The 12,893-nt window shown below is 62.4% G+C and carries 10 protein-coding genes and 1 pseudogene; 3 read left to right on the forward strand and 8 right to left on the reverse strand.

Going from position 1 to position 12,893, the window contains the following annotated elements; genetic code table 11:
- Positions 1-21 precede the first annotated feature (21 nt).
- Positions 22-804 (forward strand): annotated as a pseudogene (locus tag IM764_RS10350) (YoaK family protein).
- Here the strand turns inward: IM764_RS10350 and topA are convergent.
- Together topA and IM764_RS05095 are read right to left on the reverse strand one after the other, a co-directional pair.
- Positions 801-3,785, reverse strand: coding sequence for a type I DNA topoisomerase (topA, locus tag IM764_RS05090; protein ID WP_194187129.1), 2,985 nt, complete (start codon positions 3,783-3,785; stop codon positions 801-803). The pseudogene IM764_RS10350 and the gene topA overlap by 4 nt on opposite strands.
- Positions 3,786-4,113: 328 nt before the next feature.
- Positions 4,114-4,317, reverse strand: a complete 204-nt coding sequence (locus IM764_RS05095) for a cold-shock protein (protein WP_099298411.1) — start codon at positions 4,315-4,317, stop codon at positions 4,114-4,116.
- 267 nt (positions 4,318-4,584) lie between these two features.
- Here IM764_RS05095 and IM764_RS05100 point away from each other — a divergent pair, with 267 nt between their 5' ends.
- Positions 4,585-6,975 (forward strand): DEAD/DEAH box helicase, encoded by a 2,391-nt coding sequence (locus tag IM764_RS05100; protein WP_228073340.1) that lies wholly within the window; start codon positions 4,585-4,587, stop codon positions 6,973-6,975.
- Positions 6,976-7,112: 137 nt separating this feature from the next.
- Entirely contained in the window at positions 7,113-8,462 is a 1,350-nt protein-coding gene (locus tag IM764_RS05105) for a lipase family protein (protein WP_194187130.1), read from the forward strand.
- Between the two features lie 22 nt (positions 8,463-8,484).
- Here IM764_RS05105 and IM764_RS05110 read toward each other — a convergent pair whose 3' ends face one another.
- The 6 genes from IM764_RS05110 to IM764_RS05135 form a co-directional block, all read right to left on the reverse strand.
- Positions 8,485-8,796 carry an Rv3654c family TadE-like protein gene (locus IM764_RS05110; RefSeq protein WP_194187131.1) on the reverse strand — a complete coding sequence of 104 codons (312 nt, stop codon included), beginning with the start codon at positions 8,794-8,796 and terminating at the stop codon, positions 8,485-8,487.
- A 9-nt stretch (positions 8,797-8,805) separates the two neighbouring features.
- A complete protein-coding gene (locus IM764_RS05115; RefSeq protein WP_099298415.1) occupies positions 8,806-9,114 on the reverse strand; it encodes a hypothetical protein in 309 nt (102 codons plus the stop codon).
- Between the two features lie 6 nt (positions 9,115-9,120).
- On the reverse strand, positions 9,121-9,339 hold the full coding sequence (locus IM764_RS05120; RefSeq protein WP_099298573.1) for a DUF4244 domain-containing protein: 219 nt from the start codon (positions 9,337-9,339) through the stop codon (positions 9,121-9,123).
- Positions 9,340-9,463: 124 nt separating this feature from the next.
- Positions 9,464-10,528 (reverse strand): type II secretion system F family protein, encoded by a 1,065-nt coding sequence (locus IM764_RS05125; RefSeq protein ID WP_228073341.1) that lies wholly within the window; start codon positions 10,526-10,528, stop codon positions 9,464-9,466.
- Complete coding sequence (locus IM764_RS05130) at positions 10,525-11,775, reverse strand: TadA family conjugal transfer-associated ATPase (protein WP_194187132.1); 1,251 nt, start codon at positions 11,773-11,775, stop codon at positions 10,525-10,527. The genes IM764_RS05125 and IM764_RS05130 overlap by 4 nt, the downstream gene beginning before the upstream one ends.
- Complete coding sequence (locus IM764_RS05135; protein WP_194187133.1) at positions 11,772-12,887, reverse strand: hypothetical protein; 1,116 nt, start codon at positions 12,885-12,887, stop codon at positions 11,772-11,774. The genes IM764_RS05130 and IM764_RS05135 overlap by 4 nt, the downstream gene beginning before the upstream one ends.
- Positions 12,888-12,893 lie beyond the last annotated feature (6 nt).

Consider the following 12,893-nt stretch of genomic DNA (forward strand, 5'->3'; position numbering starts at 1 on the left):
CGGCATTGCTACGGTATCTGCATGTCCACTCTCCGCCACAGAGCCTTTACCCACCTGCGTCATATCGCCGGCCCTGAGCGCACGCGAGAAAACAACACCAGCCTGGCCGCAGGTTTGGCATTCATCGCCGGCATCCTCAACTCTGTGGGCTTTTTGGCCGTGGCGATGTACTCCTCGCACATGACGGGACTGACCGCCACCCTGGCCGATCAGCTGGCACTCGGCGAGTTCACAATCGTATTCTTGGCGGCGATGGGAATCTTTTCCTTCATGACGGGCGCAGCCATGTGCTCGATCATCTTCAACTGGGGGCGCCGCCGCAATCTGCCGAGTCGCTTCGCCATCATCCTGGTCATCGAGGCCCTAGCCATGCTGCTGGTGGGCTTTATGGCGGAGAAAATCAGGGACTAGGGTCTCGGCTGGTCCGTGCTGGCGGTGCTGTGCTGGACCATGGGCTTGCAAAACGCCGTGATCACCAAGATCACCGGCTCCCAGATCCGCACCACGCACGTCACTGGCATGGTCACAGATCTCGGCATTGAAATTGGCAAGTTCTTCTACCGCAACAAGCCCGGCGACCCTGATCCGGTGGTGCACAACAAGCCGCAGATGCGGCTGCACACCTTGATTGTCCTAGCCTTTTTCTTCGGCGGGATCTGTGGCATGGCCGCAGCACTATTGATCGGCTATTACACCGTGATCCCCGCGGCCACGGTCCTGCTGGTGTTGGCTTCCTTCCCCATCATCGACGATCTCCGCGATCACTTCGGAAGCCAACCCGAGCTGATGCCTCACAGCTCCTAGGAGCGCTTCGTCGCCTTCACCGTGCGCTTGGTCAGGTTGCGGTTGCTGGCCTTTTTCGAGGCCTTCTTAGAAGCCTTCTTCGTGGTCTTCTTCGCGGTGGACTTCGTGGTCTTCTTCGACGCCTTCCGGTTAGACTTCGCCGCACCGTCACCGTCTGCCGCTTCCTTCGCCCGCCGCTCAGACAGCAGCTCGTTGGCGCGCGAATCCGTCAAGGTCTCCGGGGTATCGCCCTTGCGCAACGACGCATTGGTGGTGCCGTCCGTGACGTATGGACCAAAGCGACCGTCCTTGACGCTCATCGGCTTGCCGGAAACGTCGTTATCACCCAACTGCTTCAGTGGCGGCTTGGCAGCCGCCCGTCCACGGCGCTTCGGCTCCGCGTAAATACGGCGCGCCTCGTCCAAGGTGATATCGAAGATCTGCTCTTCGCTGTTCAGGGAACGAGAGTCGCTGCCCTTCTTCAGGTACGGACCATAGCGGCCATTCTGCGCCGTGATCATCTCTCCGTCGGAAGGGTCCTCGCCCACTTCGCGCGGCAAGCTCATCAGCTTCAGTGCTTCCTCGAGGGTCACCGAGGCGGGCTCCATGGACGCAAACAGGCTGGCGGTCTTTGGCTTGAGCGTCTCATCGACGATCTCCTTGACCCGCTTGGCCTTCTGGTTCTGTGCCGTCTTGGTCTCCCGGCTCAGCGGCTTCTTGCCTTCCTTGGCACGCTCCGCGTCCTGCTCGTCGCGCTCGGCCTCCCACACGGCCTCGGCCTTCGCCGCGGCCTTGGCTTCCTCGTCCTCACCCAGCTGCTCGGTGACGTACGGGCCAAAGCGTCCCTCGCGGGCCACGATGGTGCGCCCGGAATCGGGATTAACGCCCAGTTCGCGGCCGGATTGAGGAGTAGCGAACAGCTTCTCCGCAACCTCCAGGTTGAGCTCGTCGGGCGTCATAGACTCGGGCAGGTTGGCACGCTGAACTTCAGGCTCGGCATCGGGCTTGGCGTCGGAAGGAAGAGGAAGAATGCGCTCCAGATACGGGCCATAACGACCCACCCGGACCACAATCGGCACGCCGTTTTCGTCGTCGAACAGGTGCAGGGAGTTCACGCGGCGCGCGTCGATCTGCTCCAGATTCTGGCCGACGATGTTCCTCAGGCCACCCAGGCGGTGGACCTGCTTGCCATCGTTGGACTTTTCCGCAGAACCTGGCAGGTCATCGCCGAAGTAGAAGCCCTTGAGCCACTGGCCACGGCTTTCCTCGCCCGCAGCGATGCGGTCCAGCTCATCTTCCATGGCGGAGGTGAAGTCATAGTCCACCAGCGAGCCGAAGTTCTGCTCCAGCAGACCAACCACCGCGAAGGCCACCCACGAAGGAACCAGCGCGTTGCCGCGGGCGTAGACGTAGCCGCGGTCCTGGATGGTGCGGATGATCGAGGCGTAGGTAGACGGGCGGCCAATACCCAGCTCCTCCATGCGCTTGACCAGGCTGGCCTCGTTGAAGCGGGCCGGTGGGTTGGTGGTGTGGCCGTCCGCGGTGACGTCCACGGCAGAGAGCTCGTCGCCCTCTGTCAGCACTGGCAGGCGCTTTTCCGCGTTATCTGCAACATTCTTGCCATCGGCGGTGGCAGAGACCTCCACGTAGGCCTTCAGGAAGCCCTGGAAGGTCACGGTGCGGCCGGTGGCGGTGAAATCACAGGTCTCGCCGCTGGAGGCCATTCCCGTGACGGTCAGCTTCATGGACGTTCCGCGAGCATCAGCCATCTGGGAGGCCACCGTGCGCTGCCAGATCAGCTCGTAGAGCTTGAACTCCTCAGCGTCCAGCTGGTTGGACAGCTGTCCTGGGGTGGAGAATTGCTCTCCAGCAGGGCGGATGGCCTCGTGGGCCTCCTGGGAGTTCTTCACCTTGCGGGTGTACTGACGTGGCGCATCCGCCACGAACTGCGCTCCGTAGAGCTCCTTGGCTTGAGCGCGGGCGGCCTTGATGCCTGCGTCGGACAAGGTCGTGGAGTCCGTACGCATATAAGTAATGTGGCCGTTTTCGTACAAACGCTGCGCGATGCGCATGGTGCGCTCAGAGGTAAAGCGCAGCTTGCGGCCGGCTTCCTGCTGCAGCGTGGAGGTCATAAACGGCGGGTAAGGGCGGCGCGTGTACGGCTTTTCCTCAACCCCGGTGACCTTCATGCTGGTGCCGATCAGACCGTCGGCCAAGTGCTCGGCGCGCTGCTTGTCCAGCACGATCGCCGAGCCCACCAGCTCGCCGGCGTCAGAGAAATCGCGACCTTGCGCGACCTTCTTGCCGTCGATGGCAGCCAACTTCGTAGAGAACTTGTCCGGCTGGCTATCCGGCGCGTACATCTCCGCAGCTAGATCCCAGTATTCGGCGGAGACGAACGCCATGCGCTCGCGCTCGCGCTCCACGATCACGCGGGTGGCCACGGACTGCACACGTCCGGCGGACAGGCGTGGCATGACCTTCTTCCACAGTACGGGCGAAACCTCGTAGCCGTACAGGCGGTCCAGCACGCGACGGGCTTCCTGCGCATCCACCAGGTCCTGGTCCAACTCGCGGGTGTCCTCCGCTGCGGCCAGGATGGCGGGCTTGGTGATCTCGTGGAAGACCATGCGGCGCACGGGAACCTTGGGCTTGAGCACCTCGAGCAGGTGCCAGGCAATGGCCTCACCTTCGCGGTCGGGGTCTGTTGCCAAGTAGAGCTCGTCGACTTCCTTGAGCTTGGACTTGAGGTCAGAGACCTTCTTTTTCTTGTCCGGGCTGACCACGTACAGCGGCGCGAAGTCCTCGTCCACGTTCACGCCGAGGCGCGCCCATGGCTCTTTCTTGTACTTAGCTGGCACGTCTGCGGCGCCTCGAGGAAGGTCGCGGATATGTCCGACAGAAGCCTCAACAATGTAGTTGGGGCCCAAATAAGGAGCGATCTTTCGCGCTTTGGTCGCGGACTCCACGATCACCAAACGCTTGACGTCGCTTTTTGCCATCGGAGTTGATCACTCTTCCTTGATTCTTGTCAGTCATAGTTGCGGTGTACCGCAGGCGCGCTTGTGCGACCTTTTCTCGACAATCTGGTTTATATCACCAATGTGTGGAGACTCTACATAATTCCTACAGACCGGCTGCGTTAAACGGAGAGTTGGGGGCACCGTAAGGCCCCTCGTTGCCCTCGATCTGTTGTTTTGTTTCGACGCCAACCTCGCACCGTGTGCCGCACATGCAAAAACCACCGGGAAGTACCTGTTGAAGGGCGCTTTCGCGGTGGTTTTTTAAAGCGTGCGAGGCGGTGAATTCACCGCCTTCTAGTCAGCACTCTTAGATAGCGATGACGTTCTGAGCCTGCAGGCCCTTATCGGACTCGCCGATCTCGAACTCAACCTTCTGGTTCTCCTCGAGGGAACGGAAACCGTTGCCCTTGATCTCAGAGTAGTGAACGAAGACATCGTTGGATCCGTCGTCTGGAGCGATGAAACCAAAGCCCTTTTCAGCGTTGAACCACTTCACAGTTCCCTGTGCCATATTCTTACTTCCTTAAATCTTGGTTCGTGCAGCGACTTTTTCACCACACTACTGGTGTATTTCAAAAGAGGTCCCCGTAATGGCGAAGCCTCCACCAGCTAAAAAAATGAAGCAAGTGGGCCCGACTGGAAACGCACGTTGGAAATTGCGACCAGTCACCAGTGTGCCACGAACCAACCCCAAATGACGAGAGATACCCAAAAATAGCCCACCCCGCCGAACACGATTGGGGGCTGTCTTTCGCCCGAGTATGCTCCAATACTTGCGATGACTTCCGCTGCTGACCTCCCCGAAGACGGCTCGCCTGCCGCTAGCTCTGCGCCCTCCCCCGCGCCAGGCTCTGGGCGGCGTGTCAGCCTGGGTGAAGAGCTCATCACAGAGCTCGCGGCCACCATGCCGCGCAGCAGCGTGACCCATATTCGGCACGAACCACCCCGGCATTCGGTCACCACTCCCTGGCCGGACTGGGCACATCCGGAGCTGGTCAGCCACCTAGCGGAACAAGGCCTGACCAGCCTGTGGGCACATCAAGCGCGCACCGCGGAGCATGCGCATGCGGGCGAAGATGTGATCGTTTCGACAGGCACGGCGTCGGGAAAGAGCCTGGGTTACCAGCTACCCATCCTCAGCGAACTGGCCCACGGTGGGAACACGGCCACCGCCCTGTACCTCTCGCCTACGAAGGCGCTCGCGCAAGACCAGCGCACCGCGATCGCGCAGATGTGCGCGGGGGTAGACGCGCTGAAAGATGTCATGGTCGCAACCTATGACGGTGATACCCCCGCTGAAGCGCGGAGGGTCATCCGCGAACAAGCGCGAATCGTGGTGACGAACCCGGATATGGTGCACGCGTCAATCCTGGGCAACTCCGGCTCGTGGACGCGGCTGCTGCGGACGCTGAAGTACGTGGTGATTGACGAGTGCCACGTTTACCGCGGGGTTTTTGGCGCGCACGTGTCCATGGTGTTGCGGCGGCTACTGCGCCTAGCTGCGGAGCCGCCTGTGGTGATTCTGGCCTCCGCGACCAGTGTGGATCCCGCCGCGCATGCTCAGCGATTGACGGGGAGGAAAAGCGTGCGCGCTGTGACGGAAGACGGCTCGCCCATGGGACAGCGGACCATCGCCCTATGGGAACCAGGCTTCTTGCCCGACGTCACCGGCGAGCACGGCGCGCCCGTGCGGAGGGCCGCCACCACCGAAGCCTCCGAGGTGATGGGGCGGATTATCGCCACGGGCGCGCGCACCCTGACGTTTGCGCGGACGCGACGCGGCGCGGAAACCATCGCGATGGGCGCGGCCGAGCAGCTCAGCGTGATGGGCAGGCCGCACGATGCGCAGCGGATCGCGGCATACCGGGCCGGCTATACCCCGGAGGACCGCCGAGCGTTGGAAAAGCGGCTGGACGACGGCGCATTGCTGGGGATGGCCAGCACCAACGCTCTGGAGCTGGGCATCGACGTAGGCGGATTGGATGCCGTGGTGGTCAGCGGATTCCCGGGCACTATCGCAAGCTTCCGTCAGCAGGCAGGGCGCGCTGGCCGCCGAGGTCAGGGCGCACTGGTGGTGATGGTGGGGGCCGATGATCCCATGGATACCTACTTGATTCGCCACCCGGAGGCGCTGCTGGACAAGCCGGTGGAAAACACGGTGTTCGATCCCGCGAATCCATATATCTTGGCTGATCATTTGGTGTGTGCGGCGGCGGAAAAGCCACTGTCCAGTGCCGAGATTGATGCCTGGAGCGGGCGTTCCGTGGCCGAGTACTTGCTGCGCCGTGGGTCGCTGAAGCAGCGTCCACGGGGCATCTTCGCTGATTTGGGCGTGGCCCAGCAGGTGCATTCCCGGGTGAGCATCCGAGGCGGGGCCGCCTCTCACGTGGCGATCGTGGATAAGGACGACGGACGCTTGCTTGGAACCGTGGACTCCTCGCGAGCAATCAGCGAAGTCCACACCGGGGCCGTATACGTGCATCAGGGCGAGACGTATGTGGTGGACGAGCTGGACCTGGGCGAATCCGTTGCCTGGGTGCACCCCGAGATGCCGCCGTACACCACTCGGGTGCGCCGCGATACGGACATCGAGGTGCGACGGACGCGAGGCACACACGAGGTCATGGACGGCGTGTGGCTGGCGGATGTGGACGTGGAGGTGTCCCACACGGTGCATTCGTATACCAAGCGCCTGCCGGGCGGCGAAGTGTTGGAAACCGTCCCGTTGGATTACCCACCTGAGCAGCTGCGCACGCGCGCGGTGGCCTACACGATGGAACCGGATGTGCTGCTGGATCTGGGGTTGCCGGAGCCGACGTGGCCCGGCGCGCTGCACGCTGCGGAGCACGCGGCGATTGGACTGTTACCGCTGCTTGCCACCTGTGACCGGTGGGATATCGGTGGTGTATCCACGGTGCTGCATGGGGATACGGGACTGCCCACGGTGTTTGTCTACGACGGTTACATGGGTGGCGCGGGCTTTGCCGAGCAGGGTTTTCTGAACTTTGGACGATGGATGGAGGCCACTGCGGAGACGGTGGAACAGTGCGAGTGCGAGGCCGGTTGTCCCAGCTGCATTCAGTCACCGAAGTGTGGCAATGGCAACGATCCTCTGTTCAAGCAGGGCGCGATTGCAATTCTGCAGGCGTTGGCTGAGGCTTCGCGTTGATTGAATGCTGAGCTGGCCAGGCGGTTTCGCTAGACGGTTTCGCCGGGTTGATTCGCCAGGGCTCAAAATTCTCGTTTCGCTGACACGTCGCAGCCTTCCTCCATAAACTTTCCTTAAGGAAACTTTTTGGAGGTCCCATGCTCTCGTCCGCTCGCCCTGCTTATCACGCTCCTGCCCGCACGCTTCGTCGCCGAGTGGCCGCTTCACTGTGCGCTTCCTCGCTGCTAGCAGCTGGAATCACGGCCATCGGCACCCCGGTCGCTACGGCGCAATCTTCGCAGGTGTTTGGCTCGATTGCGGATATCACTCCGGAATCTGCGGTGCAGTTGGGAACATCGCCGAAGCCGCTGCCTCCACACGCCAATTCCACCGTTGATAGTGGCCTGCCAGTTGCCGCACCTACCGCAGATCAACTGACTCCCGGCACTGTCCACGCGGAGGTTCCTCTGGATCCTTCAGTTGGTCTGCCCGCAGCCGCTACCCAGCAGCGCTTTGCGTATACGACAATCGACCAGCACGGCCAGGCCGCCACCTCCACTGCCGCCATTTTCCTACCTGAGGGACCAGCCCCCGAGGGCGGCTTTCCCGTGCTGGCGTGGGCGCACGGAACCACCGGCCTGGGCACCCAGTGCGCGCCGAGCATTAACCCGCGCTCAGAGCGAGATTCGCAGTACTTGAGCCATTGGTTGAATCAGGGCTATGCGATCGTCGCCTCGGACTATGCAGGGCTGGGCTCCCCCGGCCTGCACAGCTACCTCAACGGCAAGGTCACGGGCGCCAATGTCATCGATTCAGTGATCGCCGCGCAGAACCTGCCCGACGGTACCCAGCTGTCCAGGCAGTGGTCGGTCATCGGCCAATCCCAGGGTGGCGGTGCCGCGCTGCACGTTGCCCTGCAGGCCACCGAACGCAGCCAAGCGGCCGGTCTAGACTTCCGCGGAACCGTCGCCACGGGCGCTCCCGCCTACATCGAGGAGATCGTGCTCGCAGGCGGCCCCACGTTCCCACCGGTTCCTCTGCCCGAGGGGCTCACCGTGTACGCGCTCTACATCCTGGGCGCATTCCGGGAAGCCCGCCCGGATATTGACATCGATTCTGTGCTGACGGACGAGGGCAAACAGATGGTCGCCACCGCAGAGCAGTCCTGCTACGGGCAGCTCGCGCAGTCTATGGATGGGGTGAACCTGGCTCGCGCATTCAACAAGCCGCTGCGCAGTTTGCCGGGTCTCGAGCAGGCGCTACGCGACTACATGCAAACCCCCACCCGCGGCTACGACCGCCCGGTTTTCCTCGGTCACGGCATCACGGACATCGATGTTCCTAGCCCCATCGGCATCATCCTCAACTCGGAAATGTGGCTCAACCAGTTTGTTGGCGGTAACCGCAACAACCGCGTGGAAGTCCACTGGTACCCCACGGATCACGGCGGTACCGTGATGCGCTCGACCGTCGATTCCACCCCTTTCATGCGTTCCTTGTTTGTTTAAGTTCTCCATGCGCTCCCCGCCCCTACCCTCCCGCGGCGTCGGTGGGGCCGGCGGTCGCGGTTGCTGTTCTCCCTAATTTTTCGACGCCAACCCTCACCATCTCCCCATCATTGACGCAGCTCGACACGGTGACCCGGTTCGCTCGTGCGAAAGCTTCTGCCACCGCACAGGCCTCCCCATTCCCACTGGCCTGTGCCGCAGCTGCGGAGAGCGCGGCGAGATCGGCCGCGCTCTGCGTCTGCTGTTGCAGCAGTAGAGCCTGCGTACCCACGGAGACAACCCCCGCGGTCACGATCACGGACAGGATGCACGAAACGCCTAATGCAGTGCTCATAGAAGTCCTTCAGTAATCGCTGGGCTCAACGGCGATGCTTGCCTGGCCTGTGACGTCGAAAAGGCGCGCGGGCACGTGAACGGACACGGTAACCGCGTCTTGTCCACCAATGGACGTCCGCTGCACGTCCACCTGAGCACCGGGATGCTTGGCTGCAACGAAACCTGCGCCGTTTCCTCCCAGCGCTTCCACGCGTGCGGCGTCTCGGGCTAAAGATTCAGCCGCCGAGCGGGAGGCCACGGTGCTGAAGCCGGCCAGCAACAGTCCCACGGTGACAGCCAGCGAGGTAAACACCATGGCTCCCTCGACGGTATTCACGGCTTCCTACTGGTTGAGAGCTCGGGTGAAGATGCCGGTCAGCGCTTGTTCCACCGCGTCCGAGGTCACGATGGTGTACAGCAGCGCACCGAAGGCAGCGGCCGCGACTGTGCCGAGGGCGTACTCAACGGTGCTCATGCCGCGCTCGTCGCGATAGTGCTCGCCGAGCAGCTCCACGATGCGGTTGGCCACGCGCTGCAGCGCGGACTGCGAGTGGTGGATCATCACGTTGGCGTGACTGATTGGGCTAATGGTGGCGGTGTTCTGTTCGGTAATTGGTGTGGACATGATTTTTCCCCCTACTGGATTGGATGGAGTGGATTGGATTGAGCAGTTTGCTCGGTTGTTGTTAGAAACCCGCGAGTCCGATGACCAGCGGAATGAGGCCGACCACGATGAAGGCCGGTAGGAAGCACAGCGTCAACGGCGCAGCGATGGTGACCAGGATCTTTTCCGCGTTGGCAACCGCGTTGTCCTTGACGGTTTGGCGCAGCCGCTTGGCTTGCCTGTTGATCCCCCGCACCAGTTCCGACCCCGCCCTGGTTTGCTGTGCTGCTTGGCGCGCGACAGGACCGAAAAGCTCATGCTTTTCTAGCGTCTCCCATGCCTGTCTCCCCGCCCCCAGCTGGAGGAGCGCGGCGACAAGCACTGCTTCGGCTGGCCCGTGTGCGCTGGCGATCGCCCACGCGTGAGACGTAGGAAATCCAGCCGCAAGACCAGCAGAAAACACATCGAGGAGACACGCGACCTCCAGCGGATCTTCTCCCCTGGGACCAGCCCTGCCGCCCACTCCGCCGAGCGCCTTGACGGACAAGGCCTCTGTCCACCACACGCCCGCGCAGGCCATGAGCGCTCCCACCAGCAACAGCAGCGATCCCACGGGATTGAATAGCAGGAAGTATGCGCTGCCTATGCCCATGGATTCACCCATGACAACCGCTGCGGCAGGCAAAATCAACAGCACGATCACGGTCAACCGAGCACCGGCCATGGCACTGTACGCAGTGGAGCGCTGGGCCAAGCGAGTCTCCAGGTCCTCCAGCACCGTGTCGGACAACTTCCCGAAAGCCAGCCCGTAATTGTGAGCCAGAGACCACACAAGAAACAGCCTGCTCAATGCGGGATCTCCTGGAGTGGCGTGTTCCACCGAAACGCCCAGCCGGATGCCAGCCACCGCGAGCTTCAAATCCTCGCGCATCCCGGCGCGCTCCACCACAGTCAGTGCCTGCTCGGCCGCCTCGAGCTCTCGCGCGCCCGCGTAGACCTCCCGATTCATCGCGTCCACGAACTCTTTGACGCTGTTCAACGTGGCTAATTCCCGATTCGCCGCCATGATCCGCTGCACCACCAAGCGGACGGTAAACCCCGTCAACACACTCACTGCTACCCAGACGCCACACGTCAGCGGATTCATGCGCAATCCCCCACCACTGCAAGCCCCAGCTCTTCACAACACTGCGCCCAGTGCAGTGCCGGCCCGCAATCCCACACCATCTCGACGGCCAATTGTCCGCCTGAACTGCATAAACGCCCGATCTGCGCCAGCCACCGCACACCATCAGCTCTCTCCAGGTGCAACACGTAGTCCACACCATCGCTAACTTGCTGCGCGATAGTCTCCGCGGACATCCCCGCCATCGCCCCGAGCGCCATCAACCGTCCTGCTACAGCCTGCGCGCTGTTGGCGTGCAGTGTTCCCGCACTGCCTGCATGCCCGGTGTTGAACGCCACCAGGAGGTCAGCAATCTCCGCTCCTCGCACCTCTCCCACCACGATCCTGTCCGGCCGCATGCGCAGGCACTGCTTCACCAGCTGCTGCATGTCCACCCCGCCGCGGCCGTCGGCGTTGTCCTTCCGCGTCACCAGTTTCACCAGGTTGCGGTGCGCGAGCATGAGCTCGGGTGTGTCCTCCACCACCACAATCCGTTGCGCCGGGTCCACCAGATCCATCAGGCTGGCCAGCAGCGTGGTCTTTCCGGTTCCCGTTCCGCCTGTGACCAGCACGTTCTTTCTTTTTCCGACGCAAGCCCGCAGAAATTCCGCCACCTGCCCCGGACACAAACCCGCCGTCGCCAGCTCGTCCAAGGACCATGCGCTCTGCCGGAGTGCACGCACGCTGATGCTGGTCCCACCTACAGCGGGTGGGGAGAGCACTGCGTGGATCCGCAGCCCATCTGCCGCCACACCGCGCGGCAGGGCGCTCAGCATCCCGTCCGCGAACGGACGGGCATCGTCCAACCTGGTTCCGCACCGATCGGCCAGCCCCACTGCGAGGTCCCGCACTTCAGCTACAGAAAACTCGCGGTAGGCGTATAGCTCCATACCGTCTCCGCGATCGCACCACACGTCTCCGGTGGGGTTAACCACCAGGTCGGTGACTCGCGGATCCATGAGTGCCTCGGTGAGCCTGCCCACCCCGGATAGTTCCCGGTCGATGCGCCTGGCATCATCGACCAACGTTGCGGTGTCATAATCCGGAAGGCTCGTGAGCACATCAACGATGCCGCTCATTTCTGGGCTGGTCACACCTTGTTTCGCCAGCTCCCATCGCACCCGCGTGGTGGGATCTTGGGCCTTAGATTCCCCGCCACATGCGGCACGATCAACGGCCGATTTCCTACCGAACCGAGACAGAATTCCGGCCTTCATCACGCTCTTCATGTCCGGGATCCCTCGCCTAGGCCAGACGAGCCATCCATCAGCCTGGTGATCATCTCCACCACGATTGTTCGCGCGGCTTTGGCCAACTTGGAACCGTCCACGTCCAGCATTCCCCGATCCAAGCTGTTAGCGAGATCAGGATCGTAGTCCCAGGTCACATCCGGCTTCTCCCCCAGCAGAGCCACCGCCATCCCACTGCTACATCCGCCGTCTGGCATCCGGCGAACCACGCGCAAAACATCCGGCATTCGCTGATCAAGGCAGCATTCCGCCAAATCCTTCATGGCAACCAGCCCAGATACGCACTGGGTAGAAACCACCAGCACGCAGTCCGGTGCGCACCCATTCCACTGCTGTTCCCACTGAATACTTCCGGGGATCATTCGCCCACAGTCCACAACTAGGTGTGTGCGCCGCAGCAATTGGTCCAACTGCTGAATATTCAACTCCTCCGCACAGGCATCCCCGAAGCAACGAGCCCGCGACACCCTCCCCAGGACGCTCACCTCCCCCAGATGCGCACAGTTTTGTAACAGCTCCCGTTCCTCGGTAGCCAAGGAAGGATCCGTGGAGACCCATCCGGGCTGGTTCTCGATCCCCACGACAGTGGCCAAACCTTGGGAATGCGGATCCCTGTCCACCAGCAGCGCATCTTCTCCCCGTACCTTCTCCATCGCTGCTGCCAGCCCTGCCGCGAATATCGAGGTTCCGGCTCCCCCGTGCGCGCCCACCACGGCAATGCGTAGCGGATCAAACGTGCCAATCCGCTCCACCAGCTCCAAGGTGGCTTGACCCCCAAAGTCCCGCAGGTAGTGATCCACGCGCAGTACCCGGAACAGCGGATCACTCTCCACCTCCGGCAGCTCCTTGTCCGTCAGCACTATCACGCCGTTGCGCCCCCACCGCGGGTCCTTCCGCCATTCCTCGTCATCAGCCGTCAACACCACGTGTTTCCGCCCCGTGGCGGCGGCGACCAGCTTGGCTTCTTCCGCCCACCGTGGATCGTCGATATCGATGGCGATGGGACGCGCGTGCACGAAATCCCGCGTCTGCCGCGTCTCGTGAGAGCGCCGACCAGCCATCCCCAGCTGTAATCCCCCGTGTTTTCCCATGCGTTC

Source organism: Corynebacterium sp. ED61, assembly GCF_015233855.1.
Lineage (GTDB): Bacteria > Actinomycetota > Actinomycetes > Mycobacteriales > Mycobacteriaceae > Corynebacterium > Corynebacterium dentalis.